Origin of the sequence: Buttiauxella agrestis, assembly GCF_900446255.1 — a bacterium.
GTDB classification, from domain to species: Bacteria; Pseudomonadota; Gammaproteobacteria; order Enterobacterales; family Enterobacteriaceae; genus Buttiauxella; species Buttiauxella agrestis.
The window spans coordinates 4,644,412-4,665,414 of sequence record NZ_UIGI01000001.1 but is presented as its reverse complement, the minus strand read 5'-3'; the positions used below and the strand labels follow the sequence as shown (position 1 = coordinate 4,665,414).

Sequence of the window (21,003 nt, the reverse complement as noted above, 5' to 3'; positions counted from 1 at the left end):
GGCACCTTCGGGTGCCTTTTTTGTTTTCTAAAAATACATTCCCCAAATGAATAAATTTTAATCTCATATATATCAATACGATAAACTATTTCCATTTCAAAAATGGAAATAGTTTTTGATTTTAAAAAATCATGAAGTAGTCTTAAACCTGTTGAGTGAAAACACCTCACTGGACGTACCAGATAAAATCGGTTTTAGCGACGGGATGAGATGAGGGGATAAATCCAATGACACAACAGACAGTTAGCGAAGAGTTGGCCTTTAGCCAGCCGTTTGGTGAACAAGAGCGGCAGGTTCTGACGCCCGATGCAGTAGAGTTTCTCAGTGAACTCGTCACCCGGTTTACTCCACAACGTAATAAGCTGTTGGCGGCACGCACCGTTCAGCAGGCAGAAATCGACGCCGGTAAGCTTCCAGATTTTATTTTGGAAACAAGTTCCATTCGAGAATCTGAATGGACGATTCGTGGGGTGCCGAACGATTTACTGGATCGACGGGTCGAGATCACAGGGCCGGTCGAACGCAAGATGGTGATTAACGCGTTGAATGCTAACGTCAAAGTGTTTATGGCTGACTTTGAAGATTCGCTCGCACCCAGTTGGAGCAAAGTTATCGATGGGCAAATCAACCTGCACGATGCGATCAACGGCACCATTAGCTGGACCAACGAAGCCGGGAAAATTTACCAGCTGAAGCCTGATCCAGCGGTCCTCGTTTGCCGCGTGCGTGGTCTTCACTTGCCGGAAAAACATGTGATCTGGCGTGATGAGCCGATCCCAGGCAGCCTGTTTGATTTTGCGCTCTACTTCTTCCACAACGTGGATGCTTTGCTGGCAAAAGGAAGTGGCCCGTATTTCTACCTGCCTAAAACCCAATCCTGGCAGGAAGCGGCCTGGTGGAGCGAAGTGTTCAGTTTTACCGAAGATCATTTCTCCCTCCCGCGCGGCACCATCAAAGCGACGCTGTTGATTGAAACGCTGCCAGCGGTATTCCAGATGGATGAGATCCTGCATGCACTACGCGATCACATCGTTGGGCTGAACTGTGGTCGCTGGGACTATATTTTCAGCTACATCAAAACATTAAAAAACCATCCGGATCGTGTTCTGCCGGATCGTCAGTCCGTCACCATGGACAAACCTTTCCTGAACGCTTATTCACGTCTGCTGATCAAAACATGTCATCGCCGTGGTGCTTTTGCCATGGGCGGAATGGCGGCATTCATTCCGAGTAAAGAGAGTGCCCGCAACGAATGGGTGCTCAATAAAGTTAAAACAGACAAGCAAATGGAAGCGACCAACGGCCACGATGGTACCTGGATTGCGCATCCCGGGCTTGCTGACACGGTCGTGGAAGTCTTTGATAAAGCGCTGGGTGACAATAAAAACCAGCTACATATTTTGCGTGAGGAAGATGCACCGATTACGGCGGCACAACTGCTTGAGCCTTGCCCTGGCGAGCGCACCGAAGCAGGCATGCGTGCCAATATCCGCGTTGCTGTGCAATACATCGAAGCATGGATTTCGGGCAATGGTTGCGTGCCGATTTACGGCTTGATGGAAGATGCCGCGACGGCAGAAATTTCCCGTACCTCTATCTGGCAGTGGATTCACCATGAGAAAACGTTGAGTAACGGCGAAACGGTCACTAAGGCGCTGTTCCGCCATATGCTGGCCGAAGAAATGTTCGTTATTCAGGAAGAACTCGGCGACAAGCGTTTCAGCCAGGGACGCTTTGATGAAGCGGCTCGCCTGATGGAGCAAATCACCACTTCCGAGACGTTAATCGACTTCCTGACGCTGCCGGGCTACCGCCTGCTTGCTTAAACCCTACGACATAAAAAAATATGGAGCATCTGCTATGAAAACCTCACGCAACCAACAAATTCAACAATTACAAGAAGACTGGACGCAAGCTCGCTGGGAAGGCATCAAGCGCCCATACAGCGCGGAAGAGGTCGTGAAATTGCGTGGTTCTGTGAACCCGGAATGTACGCTGGCGCAAAATGGCGCGGCCAGAATGTGGCGCTTGCTGCATGGTGAATCGAAAAAGGGCTACATCAACAGCCTTGGCGCGTTAACTGGCGGGCAAGCGTTGCAACAAGCGAAAGCGGGTATTGAAGCCATTTATCTGTCTGGCTGGCAGGTTGCGGCAGATGCCAACCTCGCGTCCAGCATGTACCCGGATCAATCGTTATATCCGGCAAACTCCGTACCGGCGGTGGTCGATCGGATCAACAACACATTCCGTCGCGCCGATCAGATCCAATGGGCATCCAACATTGAGGAAGGTGATCCGCGCTATGTCGATTACTACCTGCCGATCGTAGCCGATGCGGAAGCCGGTTTTGGTGGTGTACTGAACGCGTTTGAGCTGATGAAATCGATGATTCAGGCCGGTGCAGCAGCGGTACACTTTGAAGACCAACTGGCATCCGTGAAGAAATGCGGTCACATGGGTGGCAAGGTGCTGGTGCCGACTCAGGAAGCCATTCAGAAACTTGTCGCTGCCCGCCTGGCAGCAGACGTAATGGGCGTTCCAACACTAGTCATTGCCCGTACCGATGCCGATGCTGCGGATTTAATCACCTCTGATTGTGACGAATACGACCGCGAATTTGTTACGGGCGAGCGCACTCAAGAAGGTTTCTACCGTACTCGTGCTGGCATTGAGCAGGCTATCAGCCGTGGCCTGGCGTACGCGCCATATGCCGATTTGGTGTGGTGCGAGACGTCCAAACCTGACCTTGAACAGGCGCGTCGCTTTGCTGATGCCATCCATGCTCGCTTCCCAGGCAAACTGCTGGCCTACAACTGTTCGCCATCGTTTAACTGGAAGAAAAACCTCGACGATAAAACTATTGCTTCGTTCCAGGAAGAGCTATCAGCAATGGGCTACAAATATCAATTCATTACGCTCGCTGGCATTCACAGCATGTGGTTCAACATGTTCGACCTGGCGCACGCTTACGCGCAGGGCGAAGGTATGCGCCATTACGTTGAAAAAGTGCAGCAGCCAGAATTTGCTGCGGCGCCTGAAGGCTACACCTTCGTTTCCCATCAGCAGGAAGTGGGCACCGGCTATTTTGACCGTGTAACGACGATTATTCAGGGGGGGGCTTCTTCAGTCACTGCATTAACGGGTTCAACGGAAGAAGAGCAGTTCTAAAACAACCCTCATCCCAACCTTCTCCCTGAGGGAGAAGGAGAAAAACACGATCAATCCCCTCTCCCTCAGGGAGAGGGTCAGGGTGAGGGGGAAATTCACGACGGAGAAACCTATGACTCGTAGGCTGGAATTGTTAATCGCCCACACTATCCTGCAAGGTTTTGACGCGCAGTATGGCCGCTTTCTTGAAGTCACCTCCGGAGCGCAGCAGCGCTTCGAACAAGCCGACTGGCACGCGGTACAGCGGGCGATGAAAAGCCGCATCCATCTCTACGATCACCACGTCGGTCTGGTAGTTGAACAATTGCGCTGCATTACCGATGGTCAGCATACGGACGACGAATTTTTATTGCGTGTTAAAGCGCAGTACACCCAGTTATTGCCCGATTACCCTCGCTTTGAAATTGCCGAAAGCTTTTTCAATTCAGTTTATTGTCGGCTCTTCGATCACCGCTCGTTATCTCCCGAGCGGCTTTTTATTTTCAGCTCTCAGGATGAAACGCGCTTTCGCGCTATTCCTCGCCCGCTGTCAAAAACCTTTACCCCAGCTTTAGGCTGGCAGCCGCTTTTACGCTCAGTACTTCGGGATTTGCCTTTGCGCCTGCCGTGGCAAAATTTGGCCCGTGACGCCGGGTATATCATCGCGCATCTGACTGAAACCTTTGGTAATGAGGCTTTGCAGCAGGCATCTATCGAAATTGCCAACGAATTATTTTATCGAAATAAAGCCGCCTGGCTGGTCGGGAAGCTGGTTCTTCCGACGGGCAAGGTGCCCTTTTTGTTGCCGATACATCGCACCGATGACGGACATTTAGTGGTAGATACCTGCTTAACCAGCAGCGCTGAAGCCAGCATCGTTTTTGGTTTTGCCCGCTCTTATTTCATGGTTTACGCCCCGCAACCTGCGGCATTAGTCGAATGGTTGCGTGAACTTTTGCCGGGAAAAACCACAGCCGAGCTGTACATGGCGATTGGTTGTCAAAAACACGGTAAAACAGAAAGTTATCGCGAATATCTGACGTATATCTCAGCCACCGATGAGCAGTTTATTGAAGCGCCGGGTATTCGCGGCATGGTGATGCTGGTATTTACTCTTCCTGGTTTTGACCGGGTTTTTAAAGTGATTAAAGATAAGTTTGCCCCGCAAAAAGAAGTCACTGCCGAGCGCGTTCGCGAATGCTATCAACTGGTGAAGGAACACGATCGTGTCGGTCGTATGGCCGATACTCAGGAGTTTGAAAATTTTGTGCTGTCTAAACATCAGATAAGCCAGCCGCTGCTTGACCTGTTAAAGCTGGAAGTGCCTGAAAAACTGACCGATCTTGGCGACAGTATTGCCATCAGCCATCTGTATATTGAACGCAGAATGGTGCCGTTGAATCTGTGGCTGGAACAGGTGGAAGGCCAGCAATTACGCGATGCCGTTGAAGAATATGGCAACGCTATCCGCCAGCTTGCGGCGGCGAATATTTTCCCCGGCGACATGCTATTTAAAAACTTTGGCGTCACCCGTCACGGGCGTGTGGTGTTCTACGATTACGATGAAATTTGCTATATGACCGAAGTGAATTTCCGCAACGTTCCTCCACCGCGTTATCCGGAGGACGAACTCTCTGCCGAACCGTGGTACAGCGTGGCGCCCGGAGATGTTTTCCCGGAAGAGTTTCGCCACTATTTATGCGCCGACCCGCGTATTCGCCTGATATTCGATGAAATGCACGGCGACTTATTCCGTGCTGATTACTGGCGCGCATTGCAGGAAAGAATCCGCAACGGGCATGTGGAGGATGTTTTTGCCTACCGCAAACGGCAGCGTTTTTGCCAGCGCCATATTACTTGTTTGTAATATATATCAGACTATGATGGCCATTTGTATGAGCTATTTGAAGAAGTTGAATCAATAGATGAGAAATCATTCATTCGGCCGCTGCTGGCAACACTATGTTGTCCGGTACTTAACTGATCAAAACTAATCGGGATGTATAATGTTTCTGGCAGGAGCATTTTTATATGAGGTAATAAATTTATATGTCTTAATTCTGATTTCGGTTGATAATGACCACTATCATTGGACCAGGAAACTAACTCTTTATTATTAAATATCAAACTGCCTGCAAACAAAACATCTTTTCTTTTTGTTAGTGATGTATGACCTTCAATACCTCGTTTATTGTCCGATAAATATCGATTAAGCTGATCGAAAGCCTTCGCGCAATAAATTACCCCTGGTTCGTTTGCCTTGATCACAAAAATGAATCGCCCATTAACGTCAGATAAACTATTTGAACTCATTACTTTTGGTATTAAATAATAATTATCTAATTGATATCGTTGTAACTGGTAGATATTCATTTTATTTGCTGGTTCTTGCAACGACGGTAAAATAACGCTTATTGGTTGAAGCTGTTGCCGTTCGTAAAGCATTTCCTTGATTTTATTAAGCTCAGACTGGGTTAGCATTTTTAAATTCCTTTTAAATGACAGTAGGTTGAAACATTGGTTAAATTATTCACAGCTTAACATTATTAGCGCCCGCCGCCGTAAGCCTGAGTAATCTCTTTCGCCGCTTTGATCACTAACGCACCTAACTCGGTAACGCGGTCATCTGTCACGCGTGAAATTGGGCCGGAAATTGAAATCGCGGCAAACGCTTCATGGTGCTCGTCATAAATACACGACGCCACACAACGCAGCCCCAGCGCATGTTCTTCATCATCAAACGAGTAACCGCGCTTGCGAGTCTGTGCCAAATCTTCTTTCAGATGCAGCGGAGAAGTGAGCGTTGCAGGCGTGTAGCTGTGCAACCCTTTACGATGCAGTAAAGCTGCGACCTGCTCGTCACTCAGATTTGCCAGAAACACCTTCCCGGCACCTGAAGCGTGCATCGGGAGCTTGCCGCCAATCGGCGCTGACATACGCATAAGCTGCGCGCATTGCACCTGGTCAATGATAATCGCCTGGTGATCGCTATGATCAAGCACCGCAAGATTTACCGTTTCGCCGGAATCTTCCATCAGTTTGCGCAGGATCGGGTGAACAATGGCGAGTAGATTACGGCTTTGCAAGAAGCTACTGCCGACGACAAACGCATGTGCGCCAATCGTCCAGTGGCCGAGATCGCCAATCTGGCGAACAAAGCCGAGTTGCTGCATGGTAGTGAGCAGTCGATGTGTGGTGGAGTTCGGTAAACCAGCCTGTTGTGCCAGCTCGGTGAGCGCAACGCTACCATGCGATTCGGCAATCCATTCAAGCAGTTTCAGGCCACGCGTCAGTGACTGAACTTGCCCGGTTGGCTGAGGTGCAGCCACTGTGGCAGCGCGTGGTTTTTTTCCACGTTTAGCGGGAACGGCAGCAACCATAACTGACTCCTGTTTTCGTATCGTGGAAATCATTTTCGTTTTATTTGGCGATAATGCAACCAGCATCAGACTCATCGGAGCAGTCAGGTGAACTAGTAAACGATAAGTTCGTGCACTCCCTGGATAATTTCCTGAATGTAAGTCTGATCTAAGCCGGTACTACCTTCGATAAAAATATCAGCATGTGCTTCGGTTGATAATTTGAATTTCAAATAATATGTTTCAAAAGGTATGATGTTTTTTCCAACAATCAATGTAATCATTCCTTCCATTGGGCTAAAAGTTACTTCATCGGCGGCATTATTTTCTCGTAAATGACAAAGGTTATGTTGAAATTCCTCTAGTTCCCCAAGATAGCAATCCCATGTTGTTGCAAGATGAATTCCTTTTGATTTGAATTCGACATACATATTCAATAATTTATGATAAAAACCAAATTCTGGAGTGTTGGTTATTTTTTCAAAAGGTGTTATTTCCAATTCAATAACACTATTAACTATTTTCAGCATGTTTACCTCAAGATTTATAGGCAAAGTGAGTTATTGTCCATGTTCTTTCGTCGACAATGACTTCTAAAGTGTAGTCTTTGTTTTCAAATATCTTAGCCGTGTCATTATACCTCGATCGGCGAATTTTTATTTCATAGCGTTTCAGGATTCGCCCGGAGTTCCCTTTTATATCAGGCAATCTTTTACCATAACGTATCGCCTTTTCAAGAATATAAACGGGAACATAGCTGCCCGCTTCACTCATATGACGAGCTGGGGTAGGTGTGAACTTTAACATTTTTGCAGATAAGCCAACCTTTAACCGTCCACGAAGCATGCCGATAATTTGTTCGGTAAATATTGATGAGAATTTAACAGCGATCCTACGTTCTGTGAGCGCTTCAAAAGTGTGAAAACCCAGGCGAACGCCTTTATATAACAAAGCTCCTAAGAATAAAATATCGATAGGATCAACGAGTGGCGATTCTAAAGGGAGCTCATGGTAAGTAACAAGTTTCCCTTCTGCATCAAAAATATCATAAAGACCACCTCCGTGCTTACGTGCGTAACCAAGACAAATGCCGCTTTCATCATCAATAATAGGTGCTGAGAATGGAGGCAGTGGAGTATCAGGTTCAGTGCAAAAGTACTCTCCAGGCAATAAGGGCGAAGTGAAGGTATATTCCTTTGCATTAGATAAGGAAGCGAAGAGTTCATCAGGTGAGTAAGTCATCTTTTCTATTCTCATTATAAAAGAAAAGATGTTATTCCCTTCGATTGAGGCGAAGTTGATTTCTCTCATAAAAGAGATGCTGATAGTGTCCGAAATAAAATCGAATTGTTATATAAATAGTTTGTATAGTTCAGTGTAATTGAAAAGGTATATATATCATTCGGAGTCTTTGGAATGGCTCAAACACGACATATTGTATTTCTGTTCACCCTGAAAAACTCTCAAGCAGACCTCGAAGGCACCTGTGGTAGGATGAAATTACATCCCACAACAAAAACGATATGTGGATGAAGCACAATACGCGCGAGGAGTCTGAGTTGAGCAACAAAGTAGAAAAACTGCATCAGCAGTTGCAACAACGCATTTTGGTACTGGATGGTGGCATGGGAACCATGATTCAGAGTTACCGTCTTGATGAGAGCGATTTCCGGGGTGAGCGCTTTGCTGACTGGCCGTGTGACCTGAAAGGGAACAACGACTTGCTGGTGCTGAGCAAACCGGAAACGATTGCCGCTATTCACTACGCCTACTTTGAAGCCGGTGCCGACATCGTCGAAACCAACACCTTCAACTCAACGACCATCGCGATGGCGGATTACCAAATGGAATCCCTGTCGGCAGAAATAAACTACGAAGCGGCGAAGTTGGCCCGCGCCTGCGCCGATGAATGGACTGCACGCACGCCTGAAAAACCGCGCTACGTGGCAGGTGTGTTAGGCCCAACCAACCGCACCGCCTCTATTTCTCCAGACGTTAACGATCCTGCGTTCCGTAACGTGAGCTTTGACCAACTGGTGGACGCGTATCGCGAATCCACCCGTGCGCTGGTGGAAGGTGGCTCTGACCTGATAATGATTGAAACGGTGTTCGATACCCTGAACGCCAAAGCGGCGATTTTTGCCGTGAAAACCGAATTTGAAGCGCTGGGCGTTGATCTCCCGATCATGATTTCCGGCACCATCACCGATGCCTCTGGCCGTACGCTTTCCGGGCAAACGACCGAAGCGTTCTATAACTCATTGCGCCATGCGGACGCGCTGACTTTCGGCCTGAACTGCGCACTGGGGCCAGATGAATTACGTCAGTACGTGGCAGAACTTTCGCGCATTGCCGAATGCTACGTTACCGCGCACCCTAACGCCGGGCTGCCGAATGCTTTCGGTGAATACGATTTGGATGCCAGAGAAATGGCAAAACAGATTGGCGAATGGGCGCAGGCCGGGTTCCTGAATATCATCGGTGGTTGCTGTGGCACCACGCCGGAACATATCGCCGCGATGAGCAAAGCCGTTGAGGGCGTGGCGCCGCGTAAACTGCCTGACCTGCCCGTTGCCTGTCGTTTAGCAGGGCTTGAACCGCTAAATATCACCGCCGAAAGCCTGTTTGTGAACGTCGGTGAGCGTACAAACGTGACGGGTTCTGCCAAATTTAAGCGTCTGATCAAAGAAGATAAATATAACGAAGCACTGGAAGTCGCACTTCAACAGGTTGAAAGCGGCGCGCAAATCATCGACATCAACATGGATGAAGGGATGCTCGACGCCGAAGCGGCGATGATGCGTTTCCTCAACCTGATTGCCGGTGAGCCAGACATCGCCCGTGTGCCAATTATGATTGACTCCTCGAAATGGGACGTCATCGAAAAAGGCCTGAAATGCATTCAGGGCAAAGGCATCGTGAACTCGATCTCCATGAAAGAGGGGATCGAGCCGTTTATCCACCATGCAAAACTGGTGCGCCGCTACGGTGCCGCGATGGTGGTCATGGCGTTTGACGAAGTCGGTCAGGCCGACACCCGCGAGCGCAAAATCGAAATTTGCCGTCGCGCCTACAAAATTCTGACCGAAGAAGTTGGCTTCCCACCAGAAGACATTATTTTTGACCCGAATATTTTTGCCGTCGCGACGGGTATTGAAGAACACAACAACTACGCCCAGGACTTTATCGGTGCCTGTGAAGACATCAAACGCGAACTGCCGCATGCGATGATTTCCGGTGGCGTATCGAACGTGTCGTTCTCTTTCCGTGGTAACGATCCGGTACGTGAAGCGATTCACGCCGTGTTCCTCTATTATGCCATTCGCAATGGTATGGACATGGGGATTGTGAATGCCGGACAACTGGCGATTTACGACGATCTCTCTGAAGAACTGCGTAATGCCGTCGAAGATGTGATTCTGAACCGTCGTGATGACAGCACCGAACGCTTGTTGGATCTGGCTGAAAAATATCGCGGCAGCAAAAGTGACGATAGCGCGAACGCTCAACAAGCCGAATGGCGTAGTTGGGATGTGAAAAAGCGCCTCGAATACTCACTCGTGAAAGGTATCACTGAGTTTATTGAACTCGATACCGAAGAAGCCCGTCAGCAGTCCGAACGCCCGATTCAGGTTATTGAAGGCCCGCTGATGGACGGCATGAACGTCGTTGGCGACTTGTTCGGCGAAGGGAAAATGTTCCTGCCGCAGGTGGTGAAATCTGCCCGCGTGATGAAACAAGCGGTGGCGTACCTTGAGCCGTATATTGAGGCCAGCAAAGAAAAAGGCTCCACCAACGGAAAAATCGTGCTGGCAACGGTGAAAGGCGATGTTCATGACATCGGCAAAAACATCGTCGGCGTAGTGTTGCAATGTAATAACTACGAAATCATCGACCTTGGTGTGATGGTGCCAACCGAGAAGATCCTGAAAACCGCGCGTGAAGTGGGCGCCGATATTATTGGTCTGTCTGGCCTGATTACGCCGTCGCTGGACGAAATGGTTAACGTCGCCAAAGAGATGGAGCGCCAGGGCTTTACGCTGCCGCTGCTGATTGGCGGGGCGACGACTTCTAAAGCGCATACGGCGGTGAAAATCGAGCAGAACTACAGCGGCCCAACGGTTTACGTGCAAAATGCCTCGCGTACCGTCGGTGTGGTTTCAGCGCTACTTTCTCCGACTCAGCACGATGATTTTGTAGAACGCACGCGCAAAGAATACGTCACGGTGCGTACTCAGCATGCGCGTAAAAAACCACGCACGCCGCCAGTGTCACTTGCCGCCGCGCGTGAAAACGATCTGGCCTTTGACTGGACAAGCTACACGCCTCCGGTTCCCCATCGCCCTGGTGTACAGGAAGTGACGGCCAGCATCGAGACGCTGCGTAATTACATCGACTGGACGCCGTTCTTTATGACCTGGTCGCTGGCCGGGAAATATCCGCGCATTCTGGAAGATGAAGTGGTCGGTGAAGAAGCGCAGCGTTTGTTCAAAGACGCGAACGACATGCTCGACAAACTTCATGCAGAAAAATTGCTGACGCCGCGTGGCGTTGTCGGGTTGTTCCCGGCAAACCGTGTGGACGACGACATCGAAATTTACCGCGATGAGTCCCGGACTCGTGTGCAAACGGTGGCTCATCATTTGCGCCAGCAAACTGAGAAAGTCGGTTTCGCCAACTACTGCCTCGCCGATTTCGTCGCGCCAAAACACAGTGGCAAAGCGGATTACATCGGTGCCTTTGCCGTCACCGGAGGTATGGAAGAAGACGCGTTAGCGGAAGGGTATGAAGCACAGCACGATGATTACAACAAAATCATGGTGAAAGCGCTGTCTGACCGCCTGGCGGAAGCCTTTGCCGAGTATCTGCATGAACGCGTGCGTAAAGTTTACTGGGGCTACGCGCCAACGGAAAATCTCAGTAACGAAGAGCTTATCCGCGAAAACTACCAGGGGATTCGCCCGGCGCCAGGTTATCCAGCCTGCCCGGAACATACTGAGAAAGCGACCATCTGGGAGCTGCTGGACGTAGAAAATGTCGTGGGTATGAAACTCACTGAATCCTACGCCATGTGGCCTGGCGCATCCGTTTCCGGCTGGTATTTCAGCCACCCTGACAGCAAATATTACGCCGTGGCGCAGATTCAGCGCGACCAGGTGGAAGACTACGCACGTCGCAAAGGGATGTCAGTCACGGATGTGGAGCGCTGGTTAGCCCCAAACCTGGGCTACGACGCGGATTAGTTCGTTTCGGCCTGGTTTACTTGCCATTTTGAACCTGGGCAGTGCTCGCCCCCGTCACGTACTACGTGTACGCTCCGGGGGCTGTGCGCTGTCCGAGTTCAAACTGGCTGCGACATCGACGGCCGATCAATAAATTCCTTCCTTTTCCCCTTCTTACATCCCGAAACGTTTAATTCTCACCAGGCGTTATATACTGGAAAGAGAAGGAATTTCTCGTCTTATCATTTCCAGGAGAAAGTGTGCTGACATTACTGCATCTACTTTCTGCGGTGGCGCTATTGGTATGGGGTACGCACATTGTGCGTACCGGAATCATGCGCGTTTACGGTGCAAATCTCCGTAGCGTACTCAGCCGCAGTGTTGAAAAAAAACCGTTCGCCTTTTGTGCCGGGATTGGTGTTACCGCGCTGGTGCAAAGCAGCAACGCGACCACCATGTTGGTCACCTCTTTTGTGGCACAGGATCTGGTGGCGCTTACCCCTGCGCTGGTGATTGTGCTGGGGGCCGATGTGGGTACTGCGCTGATGGCGCGAATCCTGACCTTCGATCTTTCCTGGCTTTCACCGCTACTCATCTTCATCGGCGTTATTTTCTTCCTTAGCCGCAAACAAACACGTGCCGGGCAACTTGGCCGTGTAGGCATTGGCCTTGGGCTGATTTTACTGGCGCTGGAGCTGATTGTTGCCGCTGTGACGCCGATAACCCAGGCCTCCGGTGTACAGGTTATTTTCGCCTCGCTGACGGGCGATATCATGCTTGATGCGCTGATTGGCGCAATGTTCGCCATTATCAGTTATTCCAGCCTTGCCGCTGTGCTGCTGACCGCCACGCTGACGTCCGCCGGAATTATCTCGTTTGATGTCGCACTGTGCCTGGTGATTGGTGCCAACCTTGGCTCTGGCCTGTTGGCGATGATCAATAACAGTACCGCCAATGCAGCTGCTCGCCGTGTCGCGCTCGGAAGTTTGTTATTCAAGCTGGTGGGCGGGGTGATAGTCCTGCCGTTTGTTCATATTCTTGCAGACGCGATGCAAAAACTTTCGCAGCCGGAATCTGAATTGGTTATCTATTTCCACGTGTTCTACAACCTGATTCGCTGCCTGGCGATGGTGCCATTTGCGGGTGCGATGGCGCGTTTTTGCCGGAGTGTAATCAGCGAAGTACCAGAAGTTGATGCGCGGATGAAGCCAAAACATCTTGATGTCACGGCTCTGGATACGCCAGCGCTCGGGCTTTCCAACGCCGCACGTGAAACCTTGCGCATGGGTGATGTTCTCGAGCAGATGCTCGAAACCTGGAGCAAAGTCATGCATGGCGAACCGCGTCAGGAGAAAGAATTACGCAAACTCGCTGACGACGTGGACGTGCTGTATACCGCAATCAAACTGTATATGGCGCAGATGCAAAAAGAGGAACTGGCAGAAGTTGAATCTCGTCGCTGGGCTGAAATTATTGAGATGTCGCTGAACCTTGAGCAGGCGGCGGATATTCTGGAACGCATGGGTAGCGAAGTGGCAGATAAATCGCTGGCTGCACGTCGGGCATTTTCGCCAGATGGTCTGAAAGAGCTGGATATTCTGCTCCAGCAATTAACTAGCAACCTGAAACTCAGCCTGTCGGTATTTTTCTCCGCAGACGTGAACAGCGCTCGCCGTTTGCGCCGTAATAAACATCGCTTCCGTATTTTGAATCGCCGCTTCTCGCATGCGCACGTTGATCGCCTGCATCAGCAAAACGTCCAAAGTATCGAAACCAGCTCGCTACACCTCGGTTTGCTCGGTGATATGAAGCGCCTGAACTCACTGTTTTGTGCCGTCGCTTACAGCGTTCTTGAGCAACCTGATGATGACGAAAGAGACGAATACTAATTATCCTGACGTGGCTATCTGTTTATAATCGGGACGGTAATTTTTATAAAAAAGGAATTTAATGATGAAGCTAAAACAGATAGTTGCCAGTGTGCTTTGCGTTGTGGCGCTAGCCGGTTGTACAGCACTCGAACGAACCGAGCCAGTGCGCACGCCGCAGACCATTATCACTCAGCACGTAACGGCGGAGCAGGTTAAAAACGCGATTATCAATGCCGGTCAAGGGCGAGACTGGATCATGTCCGTGGCAGGCCCTGGAGTCATTAATGCGACGCAAAATATCCGCAAGCACAGCGTGACAGTTCGCATTAATTACAGTGAAAGAAACTACTCAATTAACTATGTGAGCAGTGTGAATTTGTTGGCATCCGATGGCGAAATTCACCGTTCTTATAATCACTGGGTGAATAATCTGGATAAAGATATTCAGAAGAAATTAGCGGTGATGGCGGCGTCACCGTCTAAGTAAAACCGCTCTACAGGCAATGAACTTCGCGTTTATTGCCTTTTTTGTCAGGAGTGCGGGGATTTAATCGTCAATTCAATCCCCAGCGCTTTCATCACTGCCAGAGTGCTTTTGAGCGTAGGGTTTCCTTCTTCACTGAATGAGCGATACAACTGCTCGCGAGACAAGCCCGTCTCAGTAGCAACGGATGTCATTCCTTTTGCCCGCGCCACAACGCCCAGAGCCTGGGCTATGAATGCAGCATCGCCTGTTTCTAGTGCGTCGGCCATGAAAAAGGCAATTTCTTCGTCATCTACCAATGCATTTGCGGGATCAAAGATCGTAAATGTTCCACTCATCCTCTTGCTCCTCCCAGGTTTTTATCAGTATTTTTGCCATAGCAATGTCATGCAATTGCGAACGCTTAGTACCGCCGCAAGCAATTAATATAATTTCGTTTTTTTGTTGTCGGTAATAGATCCGATATCCGGGGCCATAATGAATTCTTAATTCACTTATGCCTTCACCAACTGCAGCAACATCTCCGGGCAAACCAGCAGCTAAACGAAAGAGCCGTGAGATGATGGCAGTTCGCGTTCGCTTGTCCCTGATGTTTGAAAACCACTTTCGGAAAGTGGCAGATTGTATGAGTTCTTTCATTTGATTGTAGTTTATAAAATACGTAATGAATAGTGGCCAGGAACCCGAACCTATTCGTTTACGCAGACGGCTTACAACTGAGTCGTTATCAATCTGGAAAGCACGCCGCAACTTACATTTCCGTTATGCGAGACATGCCGGGATAATCAGACAATCTGCGCTCTGCCTGTTCGCATCGCCCCTCAGGTAAGGTATATTCCCGGTTTTACGGAGGAACCATGCTGCCTAACTCATCTATACGTCTGAACAAATACATTAGCGAGAGCGGCATCTGCTCGCGCCGTGACGCCGACCGTTACATCGAACAGGGAAATGTTTTTATTAACGGTAAACGCGCCGCGATTGGCGATCAGGTATTTTCCGGAGATGTGGTGAAGGTTAATGGCCAGCTCATTGAACCCCGTGATGAAGACGATCTGGTGCTGATTGCGCTGAACAAGCCTGTGGGCATCGTGAGTACAACGGAAGACGGTGAGAAAGATAACATTGTCGATTTCGTTAACCACAGCAAACGCGTTTTCCCGATTGGGCGTCTGGATAAAGACTCTCAAGGGCTGATTTTCCTCACCAATCATGGCGATCTGGTGAATAAAATCCTGCGGGCCGGGAACGACCACGAAAAAGAATATGTTGTTACGGTCAACAAACCGGTCACTGACGAGTTCATTCGCGGCATGGGGGCGGGTGTTCCAATGCTGGGAACCGTCACCAAGAAATGCAAAGTGAAGAAAGAAGCTCCATTTGTGTTTCGTATCACGTTGGTGCAGGGGCTTAACCGTCAGATTCGCCGGATGTGCGAACACTTTGGTTATGACGTGACGAAGCTTGAGCGTACCCGCATCATGAATGTCAGCATGAAAGGGCTGCCGTTGGGTGAATGGCGTGATTTAACCGACGATGAATTGATTGAGTTATTTAAGCTGATTGAAAACTCTTCTTCCGAAGCGAAGCCAGCCGCTAAGGCAAAAGCAAAACCGAAGGCGGTTGTTGCTAAAAAACCTGCCGTGAGCGGGTCGAAGAGCAGTGCTAAAACCCCGGCAGAGCTTGCTTCACGTAAACGCTTCGCTCAGCCAGGACGCAAGAAAAAGGGTCGCTAAGTTAGCGTTTCCCACGAGAGTGGCTGTTTGCAGACCAGGAATAGGTTGCAGACGTATCCGGTTTTAACGCTTTCTGTTTTTTAATCTGGCGGACTTTTTTGGCCGCCAATTCACGTTCTGCTATCAGTTGGTCGATATAAGTTTTTTTAACGTGGTTGATTTCTGAGTTTGTCAGGGGGCGACCATGGGCGATGCGTGCGCGGTCTAGCCGCGTTTTCAGTTCGCGCTGCTCGGCTTCGGTCATATCTTGTTGTGTTAGTCTTGATGTGGACATTGTTGCGGCCTCTTAAGAAGTGGCGACCAGTGTAAAGCAAACTGCCCGCAACCTCAGTAAAAATCAGCATCCTCTCAATTATTACTTATCAAATCCTGCCCTAGATTGTTGCTTTGGGCACTTTGCGTATATAAGTAAAAAATCTAGATCCAGATCACACTTTCAACGTATAACAACACTTCGGTATCCTAACCCACGAGGTGTTTTATGACATCTATCGCCCGCGTCGAGTTAATCGCTACCGTTATGCAAACGGTCCTTAATCTGGCTCTGCTCACTCTTGGTCTGATTCTCATCATCTTTCTTGGCAAAGAAACGCTGCACCTGGCTAATGTGCTCTTCGCGCCCAGCGAACAGGCCAGCAAATATCTGTTTATCGAAGGGTTGGTGGTTTACTTCCTGTATTTCGAATTTATCGCGCTGATTGTTAAGTACTTTCAGTCGGGGTATCACTTCCCGTTGCGTTACTTTATCTATATCGGTATTACGGCCATTGTGCGGCTGATCATCATTGATCATAAGCAACCGCTGGATGTGCTGATTTATTCCGGGGCGATTTTGCTGCTGGTGATTACGCTGTGGTTGTGTAATAGCAGCCGCTTAAAACGAGAATAAAAAAGGCGGCCCGCAGGCCGCCGAAGAAAATACAAAGTCAAATGAGGGGTACAGTGGCTTTTAAAACAAGGTAGAGCAATAACTAACAGGAAATCTTAACCTTTCACCCCGCCAGCCGTCAGGCCACTCACCAGCCAGCGTTGCGCCAGTAAGAACACGACAGTAATCGGAATGGCTGAAAGCACAGCGGCTGCGGCAAAGTCGCCCCACAAATAGTTTTGTGGGTTGAGATATTGCTGCATACCGACCGCCAGGGTGTAGCTGTTCACATCGCGCAGCAGCAACGATGCAACCGGGACTTCGGTAATCGCGGCAATGAACGACAGAATAAATACTACCGCCAGAATCGGCACGGAAAGAGGCAGTAACACCAGTCGGAAGGCCTGCCATGGGGTTGCACCGTCAAGCGCTGCCGCTTCTTCCAGCGAGTTATCAATCGTTTCGAAATAGCCTTTAATCGTCCACACATGCAGCGCGATACCGCCAAGATAGGCGAAGATAACCCCACCGTGCGTGTTCAAGCCGATAAACGGAATGTACTGGCCGAGGCGGTCAAACAAGGCGTACAACGCCACCAGTGACAGCACCGCCGGGAACATCTGGAAAATCAGCATTCCTTTCAGCAACGTCGCTTTGCCAGGGAAACGCATACGGGCAAAAGCGTAAGCACAAGTCGTTGAAAGCGTCACGATACCCAGCGCGGTAATCACCGCGATTTTGATCGAGTTCCACAACCACAACAGCACCGGGAACGGCGGTGGCGTTACGCTACCATCGGCATGTTGCACGCTGAAACCCAGGGCTAATTTCCAGTGCTCCCAGGAAATTTGATCCGGGATCAGGCTGCCGGTGGCGAAGTTACCCGGACGCAGTGAAATCGCAATAACCATCAGCAGTGGGAACATAATTGCCGCGATAAATATCAATAACAGTAAGTGCGTAGTAAACAGACGCAGCTTTTGGGATTTGGGTTGTACCATAGCCATAATATTTATTACTCCTTAAACACCGCTCCAGGCTATTTTGCTTGCCATTTTGAACCTGGGCTGTGCTCACAAATGTTCACATTTGAACGCCCATAGGGCGGCCCGCAGGGTGAACGAAGTGAGTCAAATCCTCACGTACTACGTGTACGCTCCGGTTTTTCCGCGCAGTCCGTGTTCAAACTGACTGCGCCAATTGCGCCTGGTCTTTTCAGGCTTAATCAAACTTCATGCGGGTGGCTTTCAGGTTAACAATCGCTAATGCGCCAACCAGGATGAAGATAAGCGTGGCGATAGCCGCAGCTAAACCAAAGTCCTGGCCGCCGCCGCCTTCAAAGGCGATGCGGTAGGTGTAGCTCACCAGCAAGTCCGTGTAGCCCGCAGGCGTTGTGGTGCCGAGCCTGTCCGGACCACCGTTGGTTAACAGTTGAATCAGCACGAAGTTGTTAAAGTTAAAGGCAAAGCTGGCAATCATCAGCGGCGTCAGCGGCTTAATCAGCAGCGGCAGCGTGATTTTAAAGAAGTTCTGGAATGGGCCTGCGCCGTCCATTGCCGAGGCTTCATATAAGTCGTCCGGGATCGCTTTCAACAAGCCCATGCACAGAATCATCATGTATGGATAACCGAGCCAGGTATTCACGATAATAATCATTGAACGCGCGGTGGTCGGGTCGCTAAACCAGGCGGGTTTGATACCAAACAGCGAACTCAACATCATGTTGATTTCACCGAAGCTTTGGTTGAACAAACCTTTGAAAATCAGGATGGAAATAAACGATGGCACCGCGTAGGGCAGAATCAACATCACGCGATAAATCGCTTTACCCTTCAGGGATTCCCACTGTACGACGCAGGCCAGAATCATGCCGACAGCTACGGTCAGAATCACCGTCAGGATGGAGAAGATCACCGTCCAGACGAAAATCGCCATAAATGGTTTCTGGATGCCTTCATCGTGGAACACGCGCAGGAAGTTCTTCCAGCCGATAGTCACGGTGTAGCCTGGGCTTAACTGTTCGTTGCCCCAGTTACCGTCGGCGTTAACTGACTGGTAGAAACCAATTTTATTGTTTGGACGATACTTCACGCCGCTTTGGTTGTTGGTCATCTCACCGTTATCAGCCACGGTATACAGAGGGCGAGTGCCGGAGAACTGGCGCAGGGAACTCATGGTCAGTGTGCTTTCATCAGGCATTTCAGCCGTGATTTGGGTCAGTGCCGCACGGTTTTGCGTAATCACGCGCAGATTGGCTTTTTCACCTTCTGGCAGCGCATTCGCTTCTTTCAATTTCAGGTGCTGTTCGCCACCAAATTTAAAGGCATCGGAGATGAAATTCTTACCTGACTCGCCGTCAGTCAGCGCGAGTTGCCACTCGTCACCCGCCGGGTACAGGCCGAAGTTAAAGGTTTTGCCCGCCTGATACTGGCGGTCCATCAGCACTTCTTGTGCACGTTCCTGCGTCAGTTGGTTGGTGCTGCTGTAGTTGGTGAAAGCAATGGCGATGGTACAGACCAGTGGGAACAGGACGAACAATCCCATGCCGGCAAGACCGGGGTAAACATAACGCCAGGCATAAGCCTTGCGGTTAGCGTAAATATACAGGCCAAGTGAGCTTAAGATCAGCGTCATAATGGCAAACAGGTACTCCCCCTGGGCGTACATTAATACGACAAGATAACCAACCAGCAGTCCCAACAGGCCGATGACTGACCACTTCAGCACATCGCTTTGCCACCAGTGGCTCTTTTTAACTACATCCATGGGGTGTTCCTCAACAGCTTTTCAAAGCGGTGGATGACACTACGTTTATCCACCCTACGGGGTTACGTAGGGCGGATAAGCAGCGCGGCATCCGCCATTTTTTTACTTAGTAATACGTCCCTGAGCGTCTTTCATCGCTTCATCAACAGTCTGGCGACCGCTAACGGCGTTGATAACAGCGGTACGAACGGCATACCAGAACGCAGACATTTGCGGCACGTTAGGCATGATTTCGCCTTTCTGGGCGTTATCCATGGTAGCGGCGATACGTGGATCTTTCGCCAGCTGGTCCTGGTAAGATTTCAGTGCAACGGCACCTAATGGCTTATCTTTGTTCACTTCAGCCAGACCCTGATCGGTCAGCAGGTAGTTTTCCAGGAACTCTTTCGCCAGCTCTTTGTTCGGGCTGGCGGCGTTGATACCGGCACTCAGCACGCCAACAAATGGTTTAGACGCTTTGCCTTTGAACGTTGGCAGCAGCGTCACGCCGTAATTGATTTTGCTCTTATCAATGTTCGACCAGGCCCACGGGCCGTTGATGGTCATCGCCGTTTCGCCTTTATTAAAGGCCGCTTCTGCGATGGAGTAATCGGTATCCGCATTCATTTCTTTGTTTTTGATCATGTCGACCAGGAAGCTCAGGCCCGCTTTCGCACCCGCGCTGTCCACGCCCACATCTTTCACGTCATATTTGCCGTTTTCGAGTTTGAACGCATAACCGCCGTCAGCGGCAATCAGCGGCCAGGTGAAGTACGGTTCTTGCAGGTTGAACATCAACGCACTCTTACCTTTCGCTTTCAGCTGCTTATCCAGCGCCGGGATTTCTTCCCAGGTTTTCGGTGGATTAGGTACGAGGTCTTTGTTGTAAATCAGAGAGAGGGCTTCAACCGCAACTGGGTAAGCGATGATTTTGCCGTTGTAACGAACGGCGTCCCAGGTAAACGGATACAGCTTGTCCTGGAAAGCTTTGTCTGGAGAGATTTCGGCCAGCAGGCCCGATTGTGCGTAACCACCGAAACGGTCGTGCGCCCAGAAGATGATATCCGGGCCATCGCCTGTCGCCGCAACTTGTGGGAATTTCTCTTCCAGTTTGTCCGGGTGTTCGATGGTGACTTTAATACCGGTATCTTTTTCAAACTTCTTACCGACCTCTGCCAGGCCGTTATAGCCTTTGTCACCGTTAATCCAGATGACCAATTTACCTTCTTCTATTTTTGCCAGTGCAGAGGCGGAAAACATCATCGTTGTCAGGGCAGACAGAGCGAGGATGCGGGCGCCAGTTTTAATTTTCATATTTATTCCCATCCTTTGAATGGTGGTTTGCTTTGCGCGTGGATACATCAAGGTCAAGGTAGTGGCGTTACGGTTGCCAGTTTGCGCAGATGGCAAGTGCTTCTCATCCTCCTTAGCCCTACGCCCCCACCCTGGTATCTGTGATCTGCATTCCATAACTGACAGTTATGTGTGTTGGAGCACACAAAACCACCCAGAAATTTGAAACCACGATCACGAAAAACTGTCGCGCCCACTGCAACCGGTTGCAGACCAGC

18 protein-coding genes are annotated in these 21,003 nt (G+C 49.9%); 8 read left to right on the top strand and 10 right to left on the bottom strand.

Annotated elements, in window-relative coordinates; all coding sequences use genetic code 11:
* Positions 1-227 precede the first annotated feature (227 nt).
* The 3 genes from aceB to aceK all read left to right on the top strand — a co-directional run bounded on the left by aceB (position 228) and on the right by aceK (position 5,014).
* Entirely contained in the window at positions 228-1,826 is a 1,599-nt protein-coding gene (gene aceB / locus DY231_RS22055) for a malate synthase A (protein ID WP_115631556.1), read from the top strand.
* Between the two features lie 34 nt (positions 1,827-1,860).
* Positions 1,861-3,168: an isocitrate lyase gene (aceA, locus tag DY231_RS22050; RefSeq protein ID WP_115631555.1), complete on the top strand. Its 1,308-nt coding sequence runs from the start codon at positions 1,861-1,863 to the stop codon at positions 3,166-3,168.
* Positions 3,169-3,280: 112 nt separating this feature from the next.
* On the top strand, positions 3,281-5,014 hold the full coding sequence (gene aceK / locus DY231_RS22045) for a bifunctional isocitrate dehydrogenase kinase/phosphatase (RefSeq protein WP_115631554.1): 1,734 nt from the start codon (positions 3,281-3,283) through the stop codon (positions 5,012-5,014).
* Between the two features lie 11 nt (positions 5,015-5,025).
* On the opposite strand, the gene DY231_RS22040 is transcribed toward aceK, so the two are convergent.
* From DY231_RS22040 to DY231_RS22025, 4 genes are all read right to left on the bottom strand, one after another.
* A complete protein-coding gene (locus tag DY231_RS22040; RefSeq protein ID WP_115631553.1) occupies positions 5,026-5,628 on the bottom strand; it encodes a hypothetical protein in 603 nt (200 codons plus the stop codon).
* A 65-nt stretch (positions 5,629-5,693) separates the two neighbouring features.
* On the bottom strand, positions 5,694-6,527 hold the full coding sequence (iclR, locus tag DY231_RS22035; protein WP_115631552.1) for a glyoxylate bypass operon transcriptional repressor IclR: 834 nt from the start codon (positions 6,525-6,527) through the stop codon (positions 5,694-5,696).
* 92 nt (positions 6,528-6,619) lie between these two features.
* The gene (locus DY231_RS22030) at positions 6,620-7,036 is read right to left on the bottom strand and encodes a hypothetical protein (protein ID WP_115631551.1); all 417 of its coding nucleotides are present in this window, start codon (positions 7,034-7,036) and stop codon (positions 6,620-6,622) included.
* A 7-nt stretch (positions 7,037-7,043) separates the two neighbouring features.
* The gene (locus DY231_RS22025; protein ID WP_256682695.1) at positions 7,044-7,817 is read right to left on the bottom strand and encodes a hypothetical protein; all 774 of its coding nucleotides are present in this window, start codon (positions 7,815-7,817) and stop codon (positions 7,044-7,046) included.
* A 248-nt stretch (positions 7,818-8,065) separates the two neighbouring features.
* Here DY231_RS22025 and metH point away from each other — a divergent pair, with 248 nt between their 5' ends.
* From metH to DY231_RS22005, 3 genes are all read left to right on the top strand, one after another.
* A complete protein-coding gene (metH, locus tag DY231_RS22020) occupies positions 8,066-11,749 on the top strand; it encodes a methionine synthase (RefSeq protein WP_115631550.1) in 3,684 nt (1,227 codons plus the stop codon).
* A gap of 239 nt (positions 11,750-11,988) precedes the next feature.
* Entirely contained in the window at positions 11,989-13,617 is a 1,629-nt protein-coding gene (locus DY231_RS22010) for a Na/Pi cotransporter family protein (protein ID WP_115631548.1), read from the top strand.
* A gap of 61 nt (positions 13,618-13,678) precedes the next feature.
* The gene (locus tag DY231_RS22005; protein WP_115631547.1) at positions 13,679-14,086 is read left to right on the top strand and encodes a hypothetical protein; all 408 of its coding nucleotides are present in this window, start codon (positions 13,679-13,681) and stop codon (positions 14,084-14,086) included.
* A gap of 44 nt (positions 14,087-14,130) precedes the next feature.
* On the opposite strand, the gene DY231_RS22000 is transcribed toward DY231_RS22005, so the two are convergent.
* Together DY231_RS22000 and DY231_RS21995 are read right to left on the bottom strand one after the other, a co-directional pair.
* The gene (locus DY231_RS22000) at positions 14,131-14,421 is read right to left on the bottom strand and encodes an addiction module antidote protein (RefSeq protein ID WP_115631546.1); all 291 of its coding nucleotides are present in this window, start codon (positions 14,419-14,421) and stop codon (positions 14,131-14,133) included.
* The gene (locus DY231_RS21995) at positions 14,396-14,833 is read right to left on the bottom strand and encodes a type II toxin-antitoxin system RelE/ParE family toxin (RefSeq protein ID WP_256682694.1); all 438 of its coding nucleotides are present in this window, start codon (positions 14,831-14,833) and stop codon (positions 14,396-14,398) included. Before DY231_RS21995 ends, DY231_RS22000 begins: the two co-directional genes overlap by 26 nt.
* Positions 14,834-14,940: 107 nt before the next feature.
* Here DY231_RS21995 and rluF point away from each other — a divergent pair, with 107 nt between their 5' ends.
* Positions 14,941-15,819 carry a 23S rRNA pseudouridine(2604) synthase RluF gene (gene rluF / locus DY231_RS21990; protein WP_115631545.1) on the top strand — a complete coding sequence of 293 codons (879 nt, stop codon included), beginning with the start codon at positions 14,941-14,943 and terminating at the stop codon, positions 15,817-15,819.
* Between the two features lies 1 nt (position 15,820).
* On the opposite strand, the gene DY231_RS21985 is transcribed toward rluF, so the two are convergent.
* The gene (locus DY231_RS21985) at positions 15,821-16,093 is read right to left on the bottom strand and encodes a YjbD family protein (protein WP_115631544.1); all 273 of its coding nucleotides are present in this window, start codon (positions 16,091-16,093) and stop codon (positions 15,821-15,823) included.
* A gap of 207 nt (positions 16,094-16,300) precedes the next feature.
* Between DY231_RS21985 and psiE the strand changes: the two genes are divergently transcribed.
* A complete protein-coding gene (psiE, locus tag DY231_RS21980) occupies positions 16,301-16,708 on the top strand; it encodes a phosphate-starvation-inducible protein PsiE (protein WP_034492374.1) in 408 nt (135 codons plus the stop codon).
* 95 nt (positions 16,709-16,803) lie between these two features.
* On the opposite strand, the gene malG is transcribed toward psiE, so the two are convergent.
* The 3 genes from malG to malE form a co-directional block, all read right to left on the bottom strand.
* Positions 16,804-17,694 (bottom strand): maltose ABC transporter permease MalG, encoded by an 891-nt coding sequence (gene malG, locus DY231_RS21975; RefSeq protein ID WP_064515351.1) that lies wholly within the window; start codon positions 17,692-17,694, stop codon positions 16,804-16,806.
* 214 nt (positions 17,695-17,908) lie between these two features.
* Positions 17,909-19,453 carry a maltose ABC transporter permease MalF gene (gene malF, locus DY231_RS21965; RefSeq protein WP_115631543.1) on the bottom strand — a complete coding sequence of 515 codons (1,545 nt, stop codon included), beginning with the start codon at positions 19,451-19,453 and terminating at the stop codon, positions 17,909-17,911.
* 102 nt (positions 19,454-19,555) lie between these two features.
* Positions 19,556-20,746 carry a maltose/maltodextrin ABC transporter substrate-binding protein MalE gene (gene malE, locus DY231_RS21960; protein WP_115631542.1) on the bottom strand — a complete coding sequence of 397 codons (1,191 nt, stop codon included), beginning with the start codon at positions 20,744-20,746 and terminating at the stop codon, positions 19,556-19,558.
* Positions 20,747-21,003: the final 257 nt, after the last annotated feature.